General features: G+C 64.8%; 15 protein-coding genes. 6 read left to right on the top strand and 9 right to left on the bottom strand.

Translation table 11 applies throughout. The annotated features are described in order from the left end of the window. The first annotated feature begins 13 nt into the window (after positions 1-13). Positions 14-1,285 (top strand): FAD-binding oxidoreductase, encoded by a 1,272-nt coding sequence (locus FJ977_RS05860; protein WP_140769372.1) that lies wholly within the window; start codon positions 14-16, stop codon positions 1,283-1,285. Positions 1,286-1,289: 4 nt separating this feature from the next. Here FJ977_RS05860 and FJ977_RS05855 read toward each other — a convergent pair whose 3' ends face one another. After that, positions 1,290-2,183, bottom strand: a complete 894-nt coding sequence (locus FJ977_RS05855; protein WP_140769370.1) for a LysR family transcriptional regulator — start codon at positions 2,181-2,183, stop codon at positions 1,290-1,292. 134 nt (positions 2,184-2,317) lie between these two features. Here FJ977_RS05855 and FJ977_RS05850 point away from each other — a divergent pair, with 134 nt between their 5' ends. Further along, positions 2,318-3,652, top strand: coding sequence for an aromatic ring-hydroxylating dioxygenase subunit alpha (locus FJ977_RS05850; RefSeq protein WP_181179621.1), 1,335 nt, complete (start codon positions 2,318-2,320; stop codon positions 3,650-3,652). Between the two features lie 125 nt (positions 3,653-3,777). Continuing rightward, positions 3,778-5,424 carry an acetolactate synthase large subunit gene (locus FJ977_RS05845; protein ID WP_140769366.1) on the top strand — a complete coding sequence of 549 codons (1,647 nt, stop codon included), beginning with the start codon at positions 3,778-3,780 and terminating at the stop codon, positions 5,422-5,424. A 44-nt stretch (positions 5,425-5,468) separates the two neighbouring features. Here FJ977_RS05845 and FJ977_RS05840 read toward each other — a convergent pair whose 3' ends face one another. The 8 genes from FJ977_RS05840 to FJ977_RS05805 form a co-directional block, all read right to left on the bottom strand. Beyond that, positions 5,469-6,638, bottom strand: coding sequence for a substrate-binding protein (locus FJ977_RS05840; RefSeq protein WP_140769364.1), 1,170 nt, complete (start codon positions 6,636-6,638; stop codon positions 5,469-5,471). Positions 6,639-6,719: 81 nt separating this feature from the next. Beyond that, the gene (locus FJ977_RS05835; RefSeq protein WP_140769362.1) at positions 6,720-7,421 is read right to left on the bottom strand and encodes an ABC transporter ATP-binding protein; all 702 of its coding nucleotides are present in this window, start codon (positions 7,419-7,421) and stop codon (positions 6,720-6,722) included. 2 nt (positions 7,422-7,423) lie between these two features. After that, positions 7,424-8,128, bottom strand: a complete 705-nt coding sequence (locus FJ977_RS05830) for an ATP-binding cassette domain-containing protein (protein WP_140769360.1) — start codon at positions 8,126-8,128, stop codon at positions 7,424-7,426. Continuing rightward, the gene (locus FJ977_RS05825) at positions 8,125-9,111 is read right to left on the bottom strand and encodes a branched-chain amino acid ABC transporter permease (RefSeq protein ID WP_140769358.1); all 987 of its coding nucleotides are present in this window, start codon (positions 9,109-9,111) and stop codon (positions 8,125-8,127) included. Before FJ977_RS05825 ends, FJ977_RS05830 begins: the two co-directional genes overlap by 4 nt. After that, positions 9,108-9,965, bottom strand: a complete 858-nt coding sequence (gene urtB, locus FJ977_RS05820; RefSeq protein WP_140769356.1) for an urea ABC transporter permease subunit UrtB — start codon at positions 9,963-9,965, stop codon at positions 9,108-9,110. The genes FJ977_RS05825 and urtB overlap by 4 nt, the downstream gene beginning before the upstream one ends. A 4-nt stretch (positions 9,966-9,969) precedes the next feature. Next, positions 9,970-11,091 (bottom strand): class II histone deacetylase, encoded by a 1,122-nt coding sequence (locus FJ977_RS05815; RefSeq protein WP_140769354.1) that lies wholly within the window; start codon positions 11,089-11,091, stop codon positions 9,970-9,972. Positions 11,092-11,176: 85 nt separating this feature from the next. Then, on the bottom strand, positions 11,177-13,891 hold the full coding sequence (locus FJ977_RS05810) for a LuxR C-terminal-related transcriptional regulator (protein ID WP_140769352.1): 2,715 nt from the start codon (positions 13,889-13,891) through the stop codon (positions 11,177-11,179). After that, entirely contained in the window at positions 13,888-14,535 is a 648-nt protein-coding gene (locus tag FJ977_RS05805; RefSeq protein ID WP_246682820.1) for a GNAT family N-acetyltransferase, read from the bottom strand. The genes FJ977_RS05810 and FJ977_RS05805 overlap by 4 nt, the downstream gene beginning before the upstream one ends. A 177-nt stretch (positions 14,536-14,712) precedes the next feature. Between FJ977_RS05805 and FJ977_RS05800 the strand changes: the two genes are divergently transcribed. The 3 genes from FJ977_RS05800 to FJ977_RS05790 are packed head-to-tail and all read left to right on the top strand — an operon-like array spanning position 14,713 to position 18,380. Further along, a complete protein-coding gene (locus FJ977_RS05800) occupies positions 14,713-16,014 on the top strand; it encodes an ArgE/DapE family deacylase (RefSeq protein ID WP_181179617.1) in 1,302 nt (433 codons plus the stop codon). Further along, the gene (locus tag FJ977_RS05795; RefSeq protein ID WP_140769350.1) at positions 16,011-17,069 is read left to right on the top strand and encodes a phosphotransferase; all 1,059 of its coding nucleotides are present in this window, start codon (positions 16,011-16,013) and stop codon (positions 17,067-17,069) included. The genes FJ977_RS05800 and FJ977_RS05795 overlap by 4 nt, the downstream gene beginning before the upstream one ends. After that, a complete protein-coding gene (locus FJ977_RS05790; RefSeq protein WP_181179615.1) occupies positions 17,070-18,380 on the top strand; it encodes an aspartate aminotransferase family protein in 1,311 nt (436 codons plus the stop codon). The last annotated feature ends 11 nt before the right edge of the window (positions 18,381-18,391 follow it).

Below are 18,391 nucleotides of genomic sequence, written 5' to 3'. Positions count from 1 at the left end.
GAGAACAGAAGAGATGAGTACAAACGGCAACCACACCGGAGGCAGCAACCGACATATCGCCGTGATCGGCGGTGGCATCATCGGCTGCAGCGCGGCCGTGCATCTGCTGCGGTCCGGCGTGCGCCAGGTGACCATCATCGATGCGGGTCAGCCGGGCGCGGCGACCACCGGCGCCGGTGCGGGTTTCGTCTCGCATTGGTCCGCGGGCATGATCCCGCTCGGCGAGGAAGGTTTTCAGCTTCAGCAGTATGGGCTCGATTTCTATCGCCGGCTGCACGAGGTCGGCGTCGAGATCGGCTACCGGCCGAACGGCACCTTGATCATGGCGCTGACCGAGGATGGACGCGAGCGCTTCGTGCGTCCGGTGCTGGACTCTCCCTACGCGCCGCCGGAAATGCAGGATCTGAACGCCGCGCAGATCGGCCAGAAGATGCAGGGCCTGATCGATCCGGCGCGCGTCCACTCGGCGGCTTACAACCCGCACGGCATCCAGCTGGATACTACCCTGGCGATGAAGGTGCTCACCGGCCAGATAGGTGAGCTTGGCGGCGTCTTCCGCAGCGGGACGCGCGTCACCGCCGTCCAGGACGCGGGTGATCGGGTGACGATCGAAACCGACCGGGGCAGCATTGAAGCCGATGGCGCGATCGTTGCCGCCGGCGCCTGGAACAACCAAGTGATCGCAGGCCTTGGCTGGCAGCTGCCGCTGCTGCGGGTCGTCGCGACGCGTATCGTCACCGACAACAGGGGATTGCCGTCGACGATCCCGACAGTCCAGTGCCGCGAGTTGCGGCTGTGGCTGCGCGAAACATTCGGCGCCGTCATGTGGGGCACCGGCAGGCACTATCAGCCTCTCTACAAAACGGCCGACAGCGGCATCGAACCCGGTCAACCGCATAATCTGGAACTGATGCAGGCGACGTCCGAACAAGAGCTTGCGGAATTGCAGACGATCTTCCCGCCGCTGCGCGGCTCGAGGATCGCGAGTTGGGCGCAAGGCGTGCCGTGCTACACACCCGACAACAGCCTCGTGGTCGGCAAGATCCCGGGCAGCGACAACGTCGTGATCGCCGGCGGCGACAATGAGAGCGGCGTCACCCATGGCCCGGGCCTTGGCCGGCTCGCCTGCGAACTCGCCCTCGGCCAGACCCCGTTCGTCTCGCCCGGACGCTTCCGTGTCGACCGTTACGCCTCCGATGCCTTCAAGTCGGAAGCCGAGGTCGAGGCCGCCATGCCAGCCTGGGGCGCGCGCCACGACGCCTCACGGTTTGGCCGCGAAGCCTGATCCCTCAGGTGGTGCCGACGCTCCCAAGCAGTGCCTGCGCCACCGACCTGACCAGCGGACCGGCATTCTTCCGCATCACGATGTGGAAGGAGCCGGCGTGGCGACGCGAGGCCTTGGTCAAACGGATGAGCTGGCCGCGACGAAGCTGCTCGTCGGCGAAGCCGGCCCAGGCCAGTGCCGCGCCGCGGCCGGCGATGGTTTCGTGTATCATCGACATATAGCTCGTGAACCTCGGACCCTCGAGCTTGCGGTCGGTTCCGATCCACGATTGCCAGCTGTCGATCGCCCTGGGCGGCGTGGCCTGATGCAGCAGAGGCACGTCAAGGAAAGCCTCCGGCTCTTCCGTCGCAAGCGCCGGATGCCGGGCCAGGAAAGCGGGCGCGCAGACCGGATACCATTCTCCGTCGAACAGCTTTTCGGCAACAAGATCAGGCCATTGTTCGGGTTCGCCGAAGCGGATCGACAGTGCCACTTCAGGCTGGTCGAAATCCCTGTAGTCGTTGGATGTCTGCAGCAGCACGCGGCCATCGGCGACAAGCGAAGTGATCAGGCCGAAGCGGGGCATCAGCCACGCTTGCGCCAGATCATGGCTGCAGCCGACGACGAATGTGTCGCTGTCGTGCTCGGTCAACTCCTCCACCGCTTGCCTAATGGTCGTTAGCCCTTCGCGGATCGCTTCGGCCAGCGCCATGCCGGCTCCGGTGATGGCGACGCGGTTGCCCTGACGCGTGAACAGTTCGACCGAAAGTTGCCTTTCGAGATTGGCGACGTGGCGGCTGACCGCGGATTGCGCGATGTTGAGTTCCTGCGCGGCGGGTGTCAGGCCGCCATGCCGCGCGGCCGCCTCGAAGGCGACCATGGCGTTCAGAAGCGGAAGTGACGCCTTGAGGGTTTTCACGATCGGGGCTCGGTTCTGCCTTCATGCCTTTTCGATATGAAGGTCTACCATTTCTGTATTTGCCGCAAGCTTTTCGGCATCGCAAACTCTATCGAAACATCATCCTAACGCCAGCGTGCAGAAAGGTGTTCGCCGTGCAGGCCAACACACCGAACAGCCAGCCCATCGATCGAAACGAGATTGTCCGCCTGATTGACCGGCAGCGTCAGGACTGGTCGCTGGAACAGGCTTTCTATACGGATCCGGCCATCTTCGCGCTGGAGCGGGATCTGTGGTTCCCGCGCCAATGGGTGCTTGTCGCCCATGCCAGCGAGGTGCCCGAGAAAGGGCGCTACATCGTGCGTCAGCTGTTCGACGAGGAGATCATCGTTGTGCGCTTCGGTGACGGCGAGGAGGACATCGCGGCCTATTACAACGTCTGCACCCATCGCGGCTCGCGGCTCTGCACCAAGGATGGCCGCGGCAAGCTTCTGGTCTGTCCCTATCACGCCTGGTCGTTCAGGCTGACCGGCGAACTGCAGTCGCGGCAGGATCTTCCGCCAAGCGTGGACCCGGAGGCGCTCGGACTGCATCGCGTGCCCTCGAAATGTTTCGGCGGCCTGGTGTTCTGTGGCCTGGACGCCAATTCCTTGCCCGACATCGAGCCTGTCGCGGCGGGGCTGACCGATGGGTTGCGCGAAAATGGCCTCGACCAGGCGCGCATTGTCGCCCGCAAGAACTACCTGACCAAGGCGAACTGGAAGCTGGTGCTTGAGAACTTCCTCGAATGCTACCATTGCCGGCCGGCGCATCCCGAATATTACCGCGTCAACGGCCATGTCAAAGTCACCGCGACCCGCGACGCCGACAAGGCGGTCGAATGGCAGAATGAAATCGAGGCCTGGCACAGCGTCATCGGCGATGCCGAATTCCACAAGGGCGCATGGCAGCCGGGCGACCTCGACACCATGCCGTTCGCCATGCACCGCAAGCCGATCGGCTCGGGCCGCAACACCTTGTCCAATACGGGCGAGGGGGTCTCGTGCCTGATGGGCGGCCGCAATGCCTATGATGGCGGCGAAAGCGGCTTCCGCCTCGGGCGGCTGTCCTTCGCCAGCGCTGCCAACGACTATGTCACGCTGTTCCAGATGATACCGCGCAATGCCATGGAGACCGACGTCATCCTGACCTGGCTCGTCGACAAGGACGCCGATCAGGACGTCGATGCAGACGCAATCAGCTGGATGTGGGACGTGACCACCGTGCAGGACAAGAAGATCACCGAGGACAATGCCGACGGCATCCTGTCGCGCGCCTACCGTCCGGGCCCCTATACGCCGCTGGAAAGCCAGACCTCCTTCTTCGTGCAGACCTATCTGTCGGAACTGCGCTCGCTGATCACCGGCACGCGCGGCGCACCGGCCAGCCAGTGGTCTGCGCCGGCGCAGCTCTTTGCATCGCCCAAGGCGGCCTGCTCAACGCGTCTTTGACCGGTAGGACGCGGATTCGGGTCTCTCCTGCAGAATGAGTGCACGCTTCAGGTCTTTGAGGCGTCGCGTTCCGGTGCCATATGAAGGTGGCTGACGGAATGTGCGCATTGCAGGAGAGACGGTTCATGACCAAGGGTTCGGATCTGTTCGTGGCGGCCCTCGAAAACGAAGGGGTCGAGCGGATTTTCGGCATTCCGGGCGAGGAAAACCTCGATATCGTCGAATCTATTCGCCGCTCGTCGATTCAGCTGATCCTGACCCGCCACGAGCAGGCGGCGGCCTTCATGGCCGCTACCTACGGCAGGCTCACCGGCAAGCCGGGCGTGTGCATCACCACGCTTGGCCCCGGCGCGCTCAACCTGACGACCGGCGCGGCCTATGCGCTGCTCGGCGCGATGCCGATGATCATGATCACCGGCCAGAAGGGCATCCTGTCATCGCGGCAGGCGCGCTTCCAGATCGTCGATATCGTCGCGGCGATGAAGCCGCTGACCAAGCTGTCGCGCCAGATCGTCTCGCCCAAGATGATCCCCTCGCTGGTGCGTGAGGCCTTCCGCGTCGCGCAGGAGGAGCGTCCGGGTCCGGTGCACCTGGAATTGCCGGAAGACATAGCGGCGGCCCAGTGCGATCCGGTCGCGCTGGTGCCGACGCATCCGGTCGACCTGCCCATTGCCGGCGCGGACGCGCTGGATCGGGCTGCCCGGATGATCATGGAGGCGAAGCGTCCGCTGTTGATGTTCGGCGCGGCGGCGTCGCGCCCGCGCGTGACCCCGGATATCGCTCAGTTCGTGCTGCGCACACAGATACCCTATTTCACCACACAGATGGGCAAGGGCACCGTGCCTGGCGGCACCGAACTCTACATGGGGACGGCGGCGCTCTCGGAGCGCGACTACGTGCACGAGGCCATAGAACAGGCCGATCTGATCATCACCATCGGCCACGATACGGTCGAGAAACCGCCCTTCATCATGGGTACCAACGGGCCGAAGGTGATCCATGTCGGCTATCACTCGGCCGATGTCGAGCAGGTCTATTTCCCGCAGGCCGAGATCGTCGGCGACCTTGGCCCCTCGCTGGCGCTGCTGGCCGACCGCGTCGAAGGCAAGATCCCCAATGCACAGGCCTTGCTGCCGCTGCGCGAAGGCATTTTGAGCCGCATCGCCGCGCGCGCCACCGAAGACCGTTTCACGCCGCAGCGCATCGTGCATGACGTGCGCGCCGTGATGCCGGCGGACGGGATCCTCGCCCTCGACAACGGCATGTACAAGATCTGGTTCGCGCGCAATTACCGCACGCGCATGGCAAACACGCTGCTGCTCGACAATGCGCTGGCCACCATGGGCGCCGGCTTGCCGTCGGCGATGATGGCGGCACTGCTCTATCCCCAACGCCGCGTCATGGCCATTTGCGGCGACGGCGGATTCATGATGAACAGCCAGGAACTGGAGACCGCCGTCCGGCTCAAGCTAAACCTTGTCGTCCTGCTGCTCGAAGACCATGCCTATGGCATGATCCGCTGGAAGCAGGCGGTCGACGAGTTCCCGGATTTCGGCATGACCTTCGGCAACCCCGATTTCGTCAAATACGCCGAGGCCTATGGCGCCAGGGGAACCAGGGTCGGCGAGATCGCCCAATTGCGGCCGGCGCTGGAGCAGGCCTTCGCGGGCGGCGGCGTGCATCTGGTCGTCGTGCCCATCGACTATTCCGAAAACACCCGTGTGCTTGTCGACGAACTGCGCGAGCGGCTGCCGGCGCCACAGAAGCCCTGACGGCGGCGGCAACGCCGCCGTCAGGATTGGTTGGGTGCGAGGGCCTACACCTTGCAGTAGGGCGTGACCGGCGCGATGGTGCCGAAATCCTTGGCGATCTCGTAGCTGATGCCGTCGGCCGCCGCCTTGCCGACATAGGAATGGCAGAGCGTGTGGTTGTTGGAGGCATCGACGCGGATCTTGCCTTGCGGTGCGTCGAACTCGATGGTCGGCAGCGCCTTGAGCACATCGTCGTCCTTCAGCGATCCAGCCTTCTCGGCGGCCAGCGCATAGAGATGCAGGCCGTTATAGCCGGCCTCGCCGATGCCGTTGACCATCTTTTCCTGGCCGAATTTTGCGCGGAAGCTCGAGATGAACTTCTTGTTGACCGGATTGTCGAGCGCCATCCAGTAGGGCTGCGGCGCGTAGGTGCCGGCGGCGACGCCGGGCGGCAGCGCGTCCTTGTTGAAGACCTCGTCGAGCGGCGCGATCAGCGGCTGCTTGATGTCGAAGCTGCGATACTGCTTGAGCTGGGTGACAGCGTCGTTGCCGACCACCATCGACCAGACGACATCGGGCTTCAGCGACTTGATCTTCTGGAAGGCCGGGCCGAAATCCGTGGTGCCGAACGGATAGTAGTCGGCGCCGATGATCTTGCCGCCGGCCTTCTCGTAGGCAGCCGTGATCGCCTCGGTCATCTTCTGCGGCCAGGCATAGTCCGAGGCCATGATGTAGATGGTCTTGCCGAGGTTCTCGGCCACCCACGGCATCATCGGGTCGACCTGCTGCATCGGGATCGGGCCGGTGGCGACGAAGTAGCGGTTGCATTCGCCGCCCTCGAAATTGGTCGGGTAGAAGAACAGCTTCTTGGCCTTCGAGGTCACCGACAGCGTCGCACTGCGCTCGGGCGAGATGATCGTGCCCATGATCACGTCGACCTTGTCCTCATTGAGGAGCTTGCGCGCCTTGTCGATCGAGCCCTTGGTCGTGGTCTGGTTATCCTCGATGAACAGTTCGACCTGGCGGCCGCCAATGCCGTTGGCGGCGTTGAGTTCGGCCGCGGCGAGCTTGTAGCAATTGAGCAGCGTCTCGCCGAGGATCGCCTGCAGCCCGGTAATCGGAATCGACAGGCCGACCTTGACGGTGTCGGCGGCGCGCAGGATCGATGGAGCGCCGACCATGGCGAAGGCGGCGGCAGCGCCGCCGGATTTCAGGATAGTTCTTCTGCTTATCATTTTTGTGTTCCCTTCCAGTTCAGGCGCGCCCCATGCACGCCTTACAAAGCCAACAGGTCCCAGGTGCGCTTCAGCCGCGCCTCATAGGGCCAACAAATCCTTCAGCAGGCTCTCGTCGGCGAACGCCTCCGGCGTGCCTTCATGCACGATCCTGCCTTTCTCCATCACCAGGCAGCGGTCCGCCGCCTTGAGAACGAGATCGAGATTCTGCTCGACCAGAACGATCGCGATACCGCGCTCGCGGGCGATCCGCGGCACCAGTTCAGCGATCGACTGCACGATGTTCGGCTGGATGCCTTCCGAGGGCTCGTCGAGCAGCAGCACCGACGGCAGGCCGCACAGCGCACGGCCGATCGCCAGCATCTGCTGCTGGCCGCCCGAGAGCGTGCCGGCGATCTGTGCGTCGCGTTCGCGCAGGATCGGAAAATAGCCGAAGATGTCGGCCGGAATGCCGCCGTCGCCGCGATCACGGGCGGCACGCGTGCCGACTTCCAGGTTCTGCCGCACGGTGAGTTGGTTGAAGATGCCACGGCCTTGCGGCACATGCGCGATGCCCGCCCGCGCACGGCGGAAGGCCGCTGCATTGGTGAGATCCTGGCCGCCGAGAACCACGGCGCCGCTGCTGGCCCTCAAGGCGCCGGCGATGACGCGCAGCAGCGTCGTCTTGCCGGCACCGTTGCGGCCGAGCAGGCCGACGACTTCGCCCGGCGCCACGCCGAGGTCGATGCCGTTCAGCACCGGGAGCGGGCCGTAGCCTGCCGACACGGCAAATGTCCGCAACATGGTCAGCGCCTCCCCAGATAGACGTCGCGGACCATTTCGTCGGCCTCGATGTCGTGGAAGGGACCACTGCGCAGCCGGCGCCCCTGGTGCAGCACCAGCGTCTCGCAGTTCAGCGCCCGCACGAAGCGGATGTCGTGCTCGACGGCGACAATCGAGAACTCGCCCTTGAGCCGCAGCAGCATCTGCGCGGTCGCCATCGTTTCCTGCGGTGTCATTCCGGCCGTCGGCTCGTCGAGCAGCAGCAGCCGTGGTTCGATCGCCAGCGCCATGCCGATCTCCAGCCATTGCTTCTGGCCATGCGCCAGTTCGCCGGCCAGCGTGGCGGCTCGATCGGTGAGCGCCACCAGCTCCAGCAATTCGCCGACCGGGCGAACCGGCGAGGGCGCCCCCCACCGCGCCACCTTCAGATTGTCTTCGACCGAGAGGTTCGGGAAGACCGACGGGATCTGGAACTTGCGGGCGATGCCGAGCCGGGCGATGCGGTGCAGCGGCAGGCCGGCAATGTCGTGGCCGAGGAAGCGCACGCTGCCGCTGGATGGGCGCAGCGTGCCGGTGAGCACGTTGAGGAAGGTGCTCTTGCCGGCGCCGTTAGGCCCGATGATGCAGCAGAGTTCCTTGTCGCGCACCGTCAGGTTCAACCCTTCCAGCGCCTGCAGCCCGCCGAAGCGGATGCCGACATTCTCGGCTTGAAGCAGCACGTCGCTCATTGCGCCTGCCTCCTGCCTTTGAACAGGCTCTTCAGCCGCGCGTAGATCGACAGGATGCCGTCCGGCAGCACGAAGACGATGATGACGAAGACGCAGCCGAGCAGCAGCGGCCACAGGCTCGGATTGAAGCTGCTGATTGTCTGCTGCGCGCGCTGGATGGCGATGGCGCCCAGCACCGGGCCGAGCAGCGTGCCGCGCCCACCGACCGCCACCCAGACGATGACTTCGGTCGACAGAAGCAGGCCGGACAGGTCGGGGGCCACCAGCCCGGCCATGCAGACATAAAGCGCGCCGGCGAGCCCGGCGATCGCGGCCGACAGGACGAAGGTGACGAGCAGCCGCAAGGGTGCGTTGTGTCCGAGCGCGGCAGCCCGGACCTCATTGTCCTGGATGGCGGTCAGCACCGTGCCCCAGCGGCCACGGCTGATCGACCACAGCGCCAGCACGACCACCGCGACGATGCATGCAACAAAGATATAGCTGGGCAGGTCCTGGCTGAGATCGACATGCATCCCGCCAAGATCGAATTCGATCGGCGGGATGCCGATCAGGCCGCTGTCGCCGCCGGTGACCGAGCTCCAGGAGATCGCGGCCTGCTGACAGATGACGCCCATGGCGAGCGTGACGATGGTGAAATAGCTGCCCCGAATGCCGCCGAAGAACAGGAAGTAGCCGATGATGGCGGCGACGAATGCGGCGCCAGCCACCGCGCCCATGATGCCAAGCAGGCTGCCGAAGGGGATGGCATCATTGAGCGTGATGAGTGCCATGATGTAGCCGCCGATGCCGAAGAAGGCGGCGTGGCCGAAACACAATATGCCTGTGCGGCCCCAGAAGAAGTCGAGGCTCGCGGCAAACAGGCCGAAGATCAGGGCGTCGCGGATCACCGTCAGCTGGTAGCCGTCGGCGAAGAAGGGATAGACGATGGCGAGTGCTGCGCAGACGGCGAAGATCAGCAGCCAGTTGCGGTCCCGGGCGATCATCGTGATGCCCCGTTGAACAGGCCGTTGGGCCGCAGCCGCACAGCGACAATGGCCGCGAGCAGCACGATCGCTTGCGCCAGGGATGGCGAGATCTGGTAGTTGAGGATGCTGGTCAGGCCGCCGACGAAGACGCTGCCGGCGACAAGGCCGCCGATCGAGCCGACGCCGCCGACAATGACGACGAAGAAGGCATTGGCAAGATAGTTCACTCCCATCTGCGGCAGCACGATCGCCAGCGGCGCGACCAGCCCGCCGGCGAGCCCGGCGATGGCCGCGCCGAAGGTGAAGGCGATGGCATAGGTGCGCCGTGTGTTGATGCCGACGCCTTCGGCCATTTCGCGGTTCTGGATGACGGTGCGGATATCGAGGCCGAAGGATGTCCGGCTGATCAGCAGCACGACGCCGAGCAGGGTCAGCATGGCGATGGCGATCAGGATCAGCCGGTAGGCGGGATAGACGGTGAAGAAGAGGTCGAACGTGCCCTCGATCGGCGGCGTCACCGGCTTGGCGCCGAGACCGAAGGTCAGTTCCAGCCCTTGCTGCAGGATCAGGCTGACGCCCCAGGTGGCAAGCACGGTCGAGACCGGCCGCGAATAGAGGTGGCGGATGATGGCGAATTCCAGGATGCAGCCGACCACCGCGCCGGCGATGGGGGCAGCGGCCAGCCCCAGCCAGAAGGAGCCGCCGATGCTCTGGACGAAATAGACCGCGAAGGCGCCGACGGTGACGAACTCGCCATGCGCCAGATTGGTCACGTTCATCAGGCCGAAGCTGATCGCCAGCCCGAGCCCGACCAGCATCAGGATACTGATCAGGGTCAGCGCGTTGAGGAGCGTGGTGATCAGAAAATCCATCGTGTCAGGCAGCACTTGCGAGGCGTTGGCGCAGGCCGGCGAGCAGGCCCTCGGCGGCATCGATCACCGCGGCCTGATGCGGCTGCAGGTCCTGTCCGGCCCACTCGTCGATATGATCCGACAGGGGATCGACCACTTCGGTGCGATGGTTTGCCAGTGTCTCGATGACGGCATGTCCGCAGAACGGCACATAGCCTTCGGAATAGCCGCCTTCATGGGTCATGATCAGGCGTCCCTGTGACGTCTCGGCGGCCAGCGCCACCATGCGCGCGGCAAGGCGCCGGAAGCATTCGCTGTTGAGCATCATGCGGCCGAGCGGATCGAAGCCGGACGCATCAAAACCGGAAGCCACGATGACGAGGTCCGGCCTGAAGGCGCGCAGCGCCGGGGCAACGATGCGGTCGAACGTCGCTTCGTAGGCGCCGGTGCCGCTGCCGGCCGGCAGCGGGATGTTGATGTTGTAGCCTTCGCCTTCGCCTTTGCCATTATCGGCCAGCGCGCCGCGCCCGGTCGGGTAGAGATTGTCCTGGTGGAGCGAAATCGTCAGCACCGATGGATCGGAATAAAACACCGTCTCGGTGCCGTTGCCGTGATGCACGTCCCAATCGACTATCGCGGCGCGGCCGAGCAGGCCTTCATGCTGCAGCCGGCGCACGGAGACGCCGATGTTGGAGAACAGGCAGTTGCCCATCGCCTGGTCGGGCTCGGCATGGTGACCCGGCGGGCGCGCCAGCGCATAGGCGTTGTCGACACGGCCGGTGAGCACGGCGCGCATTGCCGCATAGGTGGTGCCGGCGGACAAGAGGGCGATGTCGAAACTGTTGAAGCCGATCGGCGCCTGCGGGCCAGCGAAGCCGGAGCCGCGCTCGCTCAGTGTCCTGATATCGTCGACGTGGCGCTGCGTATGCACGCGCAGCAGGTCCTCGACCGTCACCGGCTCGGGAATGATCGGCACCAGATGGCGCCCCAGGCCGCTGACCTGGATCAGGTTGTTGAGCCGGCGCTTCGACCCTGGCGATTCCAGATGCCGTCCGGGTTCCACGAAACGGCCGGGAGGCATCATGTCGGCGCTGGGGCCGGTGTCATGCCACATCAGCTGTTCGTGAAAAACGTAACCTGTCGCCATGCGCAGCGTCCTCTGCAATCCGGGATGACGCTAGCAGGCTAACTATACCATGGCCCGACCCGAAAGAGGGGGTTGCGCCAGATGTCTATGCCCCTCCTTTCGAAGGGGGCCGAAGGTCGGCGGCCGCCTGCGCGGCGCGCACGGCCTGGACGCGGTTCGATACGGAGAGCTTGCCGAAAATGTTCTTCAAATGCCATTTCACCGTCGTTTCGCTCACCGACAGCGCGACAGCGATATCGCGGTTGGACATGCCTTCCGACAGGCAGCGCAGCAGTTCGGACTCGCGCTGGGTGAGCTGTTCCTTTTCGGGCGCGGGTGCCGCCGGCTTGCGCGTCGGCACAGGCATGGTCTGCGCGGCATGGATGATGCGCGTTGCATAGGCCGACAGTGACGGCTCGGTCTTTGCTTGCGCGGCGCGCAGCCGCATCAACCCTTCCACGACAGGCCTGCCCTCGTCGACGAAGGAGCGGATGAAGCCGGAAGGCTGGGCAAGGCGCAGCGCTTCGAGAAGATAGCGATCAGCTTCGCGCTGGTCGTGGCCGGCGCTCCTGGCGCGCAGGATCAGCGCCAGTATATGGCGACGCATGCGTCCGCTGCTTTTCGTTCGCTCCAGCAACGTGTCAAAAATCGCCGCCGCCGCAGCATAGGATTTCTCCGCTGTCAGCAGCCTGCCTTCGGCGAAGAACTCGAATTCATTGGCGACTGTAGGGGCGGTCTCAGTGCTTTCGCGGCGATGCTCGCTCAGCAGAGCGCGTGCCTCGGCGATGCGGCTCTGGTCGATGAGCAGCCGGATGCGGTCATGCACCAGCACCGAAGCGAGCCGGCGATAAACGGAACCGCGCACACGCTGGTAGACGCGCTCCAGCATGTCGAGTGCCGCGTCGCCACGACCGGTCAGCTGCAGCACGCGGGCATAGGTCGGCACGCTGGCCAGCGGATAGACGATGACGGCGGCGCCCTCGATCAGCGGCCCGAGATTCTCAACCAGCGTCAGCGCCTCGCCGGATGCGTTGGTCTCATAGGCGAGTTCGGCAAGCAGCGTTCCGGCGAGCGCCTCGGCATATGAGTTTGCGCCGATCCGCGTCCTGGCCTCGATGATCGTGTTGCGCAGCAGCCTTTCGGCGGCGGGCAGGCGGCCGGCCGAGCGCTCGATGACGGCCATGTAGCAATTGGCGATGGTGACGCCGAGCAGGCTGCCGCTTCGCTCATGCGCCTTGCGCGCGGCGTCCGCCGCCGCCCGAGCCCCTTCGAGATCGCCCAGCGCATAGAGATTGTAGCCGATGACGTTGGCCGTCGCGCCCTCCATGAACCAGGCGTCCGGCGCGATGATGCGCAGGGCGGACAGCGCGGTATCGCGCGCGGCCTCGAACTGCTCCAGCGTGCTGTGCACGGCGGCATCGAGGACCGCGATCTCGGCCTCGATGGTGGTGCCGGTCAGTGTGCCGGGATCCTTGCCGTCGGCCGGCCCGGTTTCGACGAGCTTGCGCGCATTGGCGAGCGTCTGCTGCGCAATCTCGGGCTGGCTCGAGTGCACCGCCAGCCACAGCACGATGAGTTGCAGCCGGATGCGCTGGTCGACCAGCTTCCTCGGCAGCAGTGCCAGCAACTGCCTGACATAAAGCAGCTGGCACTGGGCGATGAGTTCGAGCGCATTGTTTTCGACGAACACCGCCGCGCGCGCCTGGTCGCCGGCGGCGAGCGCGTGTCCGATGGCTTCGGTGAGCATCTTGCGTTCGCCGAACCATTCTGCGGCGGCCAGGTGCAGCGGTGCGATCATCTCCGGTTCGCGCCGTTCCATTTCGCGGCTGAGGAAGTCGTGGAACAGATGATGATAGCGGAACCAGCGCCGCTCCTCATCGAGCGGCACCAGGAACAGGTTGCGGGTCTCGATCTCGGTGATGTCGGCCTCGGCATCAGCCGCGCGCAAGACTGCCCGGCAGGCCTCGGCGCTGAAGCGTTCGAAGATCGAACTGTGGAGCAGGAATTTCGCCAGGGCCGGCGGCAGTTCCAGGAACACTTCCCCCATCAGGAAGTCGGCGACGTTGCGGTTGGCGCCGGTGAAATTGCCGATGACGGTTTCTGGCGCATGCGCGGCGCTCAGCGACAGCGAGGCGAGCTGCAGGCCGGCGGCCCACCCTTCGGTCCGTGAACACAAGGTTTCCACCGTGCCGCTGCTGACACTCAGGCCCAGCTTGTCGTTGAAGAAGGCCTCGGCCTCGGACGAGGCGAAGCGCAGATCGTCCGGGCCGATTTCGAAAACGTCGCCAAGCACCCTGAGCTTGCCAAGTTGCAGGTCTGGCAGGTTGCGCGAACCGATGACGAAGGCGACGTTGGCCGGTGCCTGCCTCGTCAGGCGCTCCATGAACCGCTTCACCACCGGCGCCTCGATGGCGTGGTAGTCGTCGAAGAACAGGGTGATGTCGGCGTCGCGCGCGGCAAGACCCGCTACAAGAGCCGATAGCACCACGTCGAGCTGCGGGATCGGGCTCGACTGGAAGGCGAGGTCGAGTTCGGCCGGATTCTGGACGAGATGGCGCAACGCGCCCACCAGATGCGCCAGGAAGGCGCCTTCGTCATTGTCCGTCGCCTCGCAGGAGAACCATGCGGTTAGTCTGCCCAGACGCGCGACTTCCGCGGCCCACTGCGCCATCGTCGTCGACTTGCCGAAACCGGCGGGCGCGGCGAACAGAACGATGCGCGTGTCGATGTGCTGCTCCAGCCTCGACAGGATGCTTTCGCGCCGTACCCACCGGCGATGGTGAGACGACGAAAAGCTGGCAGGTTGCGAAGACGATCTCATCTGGCGCCGGGCACCCATTCCGTTTCGATCAACGGGATTTGCGGGGCCGCATCGCGCGGCAGGGTTCCCTTGATCCGGGGATCATCGGTGATTTCGAACCCCGCCGCAAAGGGTTCGAACCCGCAAGCCCTGTAGAAGCCGATGACGCTGTGATGGTCTATGCTGCTGGTGTGCAGCCAGATGCGGCGGGGGCCGAGGCGCCATGCCTGGTCGAGCGCTCCTGCCATCAGCCGCTTGCCGAGACCTCGGCCGGTCAAGGAAGGAAACAGGCCGAAATAGGTGATCTCGATCTCGTTGCCGTCCGCCACGCGGAATTCGGCCATGCCGACATGGCCGCCACTTTCATCATGGCCGTAATAGAGATGCTGGCGCGGGTCGGCAAAATGCGCGGCGACTTCGGCATCCGACATTTCGGCGGCGCGATCCCAGAGCCAGGGAGCGCCGATCTCGAGGAAGATAGTGCGGTAGGCGGCACTGTCGGGCTTGGTGATCCGGGTCATTGCCAGGGGTTGGGCGAGACCCGGCACCGGTGCGCAGGCTTCCATCCATGTCACGGCATTGACTATCTTGCCGGCCGGCACGCGCCGGTAGCCGGACGAGAGATCGGTGATTTCATCCGGCAAGGGGCCTTCGGTGACCAGCATCTGTCCTCGATCTCTGCCATGCGGTTTCGCAGGCATGCAGGAAGCTGATGCCAACTCTGAGCCCGCCTGCCAAGAGGTTCCCGGGTTGGGCCATAGTTTTGGCTCGACCTGTCTCTTTGCTTTTCCAGGAAATGGCATATGAGATATGATACACCATTCACGAGAAAGCGGAATATCATGCCAGAACGAATTGCCGACGAAGCCATTTTGCGCGCGGTCGATGACGGCTTCGCGCTTCAGGTCGCATTTCTGGCGGATCTCGTGCGCTTTCCCTCCCAACGCGGCGAGGAGCATGCGGCGCAATCCTTCATGGCGGCGGCCTATGAGGCCGATGGTTATGCAGTCGATATGTGGCGTGTCGATGTCGATGCTATCCGCGACCTGCCCGGGTTTTCTCCCGTCGCGGTGTCCTACGATGACGCCTTCAATGTCGTTGCCACCCACACGCCGAGAAACGCCACCGGCCGCTCGCTGATCCTCAACGGCCATATAGACGTGGTACCGACGGGGCCGCTCGACCGCTGGGTGCGCGATCCCTACGATCCGGCCATCGAGGATGGCTGGATGCATGGCCGCGGCGCCGGTGACATGAAGGCCGGCCTGTCGGCTTGTCTTTACGCGCTGGCCGCCTTGCGCAGCCTCGGCTATCAGCCGGCCGCGAACGTGTTCCTGCAGTCGGTGGTCGAGGAAGAGTGCACCGGCAATGGCGCGCTTGCCTGCCTGCAGCGCGGCTACCGCGCCGATGCCGCCTTCATTCCCGAACCGCTGGAACCGCGATTGATGCGCGCGCAGGTCGGACCGATCTGGTTCAGGGTCGAGGTCGACGGTGATCCGCAGCATGCCTCGGGCGCTTTCTCGGCCGGCGCCAACGCCATCGAAAAAGCCTTCGTCATCATCCAGGCACTGAAGCAGCTCGAAATCGTCTGGAATGCGCGCAAGGTCGATGATCCGCATTTCTGCAATCACCCGCATCCGATCCGCTTCAATCTCGGCAAGATCGAAGGTGGCGAATGGACATCGAGCGTTCCGGCGCGTTGTGTCTTCGAGATGCGAGTCGCGACCTATCCCGGGCAGAAGCTCGAAGATGCCAGGGCCGAGCTCGAAGCCTGCATCGCCGATGCGGCCCGTGCCGATCCATTCCTGGCCAATCGTCCGCCCAAGATGACCTATAACGGCTTCATGGCCGAGGGCTATGTGCTGGAGGGCGCCGACGAGATGGAAGCCGTGCTGCGCCGCAGCCATGTCGCCGTTTGGGGCGAGCCGCTGACGGAACACGTCACCTCGGCAACGACGGATGCGCGCTTCTTCGGCCTCTATGCCGACACGCCGGCGATCGTCTATGGCCCGATCTGCCGGATGCCGCATGGTTATGACGAGGCCGTGGATCTCGATTCGGTGCGCAAGGTCACCCAGACCATCGCGCTGTTCATCGCCGACTGGTGTGGTCTCGAGCCCATCGATCCGGAGGTGAGCGCATGAATGCAGCCGTGCCCGACGGTTTCGGTGAAACGCTCGCCGAGGACGCGCCTGACGTTTCGATCGCCGACGCGCTTGCCATCTTGCGCCGGCACTATGGCCTCATCGGCAGCGCGCGTCCGTTGCCGGGCGAACGCGACCACAATTTCCACATCCAGACCGAAGGCGATGGCGAGTTCGTCCTGAAGCTGTCCCACCCGGCCGAGGAGGCTGGCTTCACGGACTTCCAGAACAGGGCACTCGACCACATCCTTGCCGTCGACCCGACCTTGCCGGTTCCCTCGGTGCGCAAGAGCCTGGAAGGCGAAGCGCAGTTCACGGTCAATGTCGGCGGATCGGCGCCCCGCATCATCCGGCTGGTCACCTATCTGCCCGGCCAGTTGCTGTCGCGCTCGCCAACGTCAACCGCACAGGATCGCAATCTCGGCATCTTCCTCGCCCGCCTTGGCCGGGCACTGCGCGGCTTCTTCCATCCGGCAGCCGGCAGCGACCTGCTCTGGGATATTCGCAAGGTCGCCAAGACACGGCCGATGCTGGCGCATATCGCCGATGCCGGCCATCGGGCCATGGTCGAGCGTGTGATGGATGTCTTCGAGGCGCATGCGGCGCCGGTCATCCCGAGCCTGCGCGCCCAGATCGTGCACAACGACATGAATTCCTACAATGTGGTGATGGACGCTTCGCGGCCGGAGGTCGTGACCGGCATCCTCGATTTCGGCGACATGATCCATTCGCCGCTGATCTGTGACCTTGCCATCGGCGCCGTCTACCGCTGGCCGGCGGAGGGGCATCCGCTGGCGCCCGCCGCGCGCTTCGTCGCCGGCTACCAGTCGGTCCAGCCATTGGAGGCCGAAGAGATCGGCATCCTTTTCGATCTGATCCGTGCCCGCCTTGCGCTCATCGCCAACATCGCCAGCTGGCAGGCCGAACGGTTCCCGGCCAAGCGCGACTATGTGCTGCGCCTCATCACCGAGGTCTGGGCCTCGCTCGAACGGCTCGATGGGCTGTCGTCCGCGGATGCCCGCCGTTTTTTTCTAGATCATTCCAATCCGGAGTAGATGCTCGTGTCCCAGTCCTCGCCATATCCTGCAAATGCCGTACCGACGGCATCCGAGCAAGCCCTGCTCGAGCGCCGCGCCAGATTGCTTGGGCCGACCTACCGCGCCTTCTACCGCAATCCAATCCATCTGGTGCGCGGCAGCGGGGTCTGGCTCTACGATGCGCAGGGGCGCAAATTCCTCGACGCCTACAACAATGTCGCCTCGGTCGGGCACTGCCATCCGCGCGTCGTCGAGGCGCTGTCGGGGCAGGCCGCCACGCTCAACACGCACACGCGCTACTTGAGCGAGATCATCCTCGACTACGCGGAAAAACTGCTCGGCACCGTTCCGGCCCATCTTGGCCACGCCATGTTCACCTGCACCGGAAGCGAGGCCAATGATCTCGCGATCCGCATCGCCCAGCATTCCACCGGCAACAGCGGCGTCATCATCACCGACTTCGCCTATCACGGTGCAACGATCGCCACCGCGCAGCTGTCGCCTGCCGCGGTCGGCGCCAAGGGCGTGCCCGTGCACCACCGGACCGTGCCGGCGCCCGACACGTTCCGCGACCATGGCCGCGCCGCACGCGATTTTGCCAGGAATGTCGCGGCCGCCATCGAGGACATGCGTGCGCAGAACATCCGTCCGGCGGCGCTGCTGCTCGACTCGGCCTTCTCCAGCGATGGTATTTTCTTCCCCGATGCGGCTGTCATGCACGAGGCGGCGGATCACGTCAGGAACGCCGGCGGCATCGTCATCGCCGACGAGGTACAGTCCGGCTTCGGCCGGCTTGGCCAGGGCATGTGGGGTTTTGCCAATTATGGCCTCGAGCCCGACATCGTCACCATGGGCAAACCGATCGGCGACGGCCATCCGATGGGCGCGGTGCTGGTGCGGCCGCGGCTTGTTTCATCCTTCGGCTCCAACACCGGCTACTTCAACACCTTCGGCGGCAATCCGGTCGCGGCCGCCGTCGGCATTGCCGTGCTCGAGGTGATCGACGGCGAGGGTTTGATCGAGAATGCACGCAATGTCGGCGCCTATACCGGCGACCTGTTGCGCGCGCTGCAGGGCCGGCACGGCATGGTTGGCGATGTCAGGCACGACGGCCTCTATTTCGGCGTCGAACTGACTGCCGACGGCGAGGACGCGCTGGCCGCGAGCAAGACATCCGCGGTCGTCGAAGCCATGCGCGAGGATGGTGTGCTGATCTCGTCCTGCGGTCCGCGCGGCAATGTGCTGAAGATCAGGCCGCCGCTGCCATTTGCCAGGGACAATGCCGAGCAACTGGCCGAGACGCTCGATCGCGCTTTGTCGAACTGGTGATCGGAGCGCGG

Source organism: Mesorhizobium sp. B2-1-3A (assembly GCF_006442655.1).
In the GTDB taxonomy this organism is placed as follows: Bacteria; Pseudomonadota; Alphaproteobacteria; order Rhizobiales; family Rhizobiaceae; genus Mesorhizobium.
This window is presented reverse-complemented; position numbering and strand designations above follow the sequence as displayed.

Bases quoted from the DNA above. Each gene is read 5' to 3' on its own strand.
- FJ977_RS05825 (WP_140769358.1), bottom strand. From the start codon at position 9,111: ATGATCGCCCGGGACCGCAACTGGCTGCTGATCTTCGCCGTCTGCGCA.
- FJ977_RS05845 (WP_140769366.1), top strand. From the start codon at position 3,778: ATGACCAAGGGTTCGGATCTGTTCGTGGCGGCCCTCGAAAACGAAGGG.
- FJ977_RS05790 (WP_181179615.1), top strand. From the start codon at position 17,070: ATGCTCGTGTCCCAGTCCTCGCCATATCCTGCAAATGCCGTACCGACG.
- FJ977_RS05810 (WP_140769352.1), bottom strand. From the start codon at position 13,891: ATGAGATCGTCTTCGCAACCTGCCAGCTTTTCGTCGTCTCACCATCGC.
- urtB (WP_140769356.1), bottom strand. From the start codon at position 9,965: ATGGATTTTCTGATCACCACGCTCCTCAACGCGCTGACCCTGATCAGT.
- FJ977_RS05860 (WP_140769372.1), top strand. From the start codon at position 14: ATGAGTACAAACGGCAACCACACCGGAGGCAGCAACCGACATATCGCC.
- FJ977_RS05800 (WP_181179617.1), top strand. From the start codon at position 14,713: ATGCCAGAACGAATTGCCGACGAAGCCATTTTGCGCGCGGTCGATGAC.
- FJ977_RS05840 (WP_140769364.1), bottom strand. From the start codon at position 6,638: ATGATAAGCAGAAGAACTATCCTGAAATCCGGCGGCGCTGCCGCCGCC.
- FJ977_RS05805 (WP_246682820.1), bottom strand. From the start codon at position 14,535: ATGCTGGTCACCGAAGGCCCCTTGCCGGATGAAATCACCGATCTCTCG.
- FJ977_RS05830 (WP_140769360.1), bottom strand. From the start codon at position 8,128: ATGAGCGACGTGCTGCTTCAAGCCGAGAATGTCGGCATCCGCTTCGGC.
- FJ977_RS05815 (WP_140769354.1), bottom strand. From the start codon at position 11,091: ATGGCGACAGGTTACGTTTTTCACGAACAGCTGATGTGGCATGACACC.
- FJ977_RS05835 (WP_140769362.1), bottom strand. From the start codon at position 7,421: ATGTTGCGGACATTTGCCGTGTCGGCAGGCTACGGCCCGCTCCCGGTG.
- FJ977_RS05795 (WP_140769350.1), top strand. From the start codon at position 16,011: ATGAATGCAGCCGTGCCCGACGGTTTCGGTGAAACGCTCGCCGAGGAC.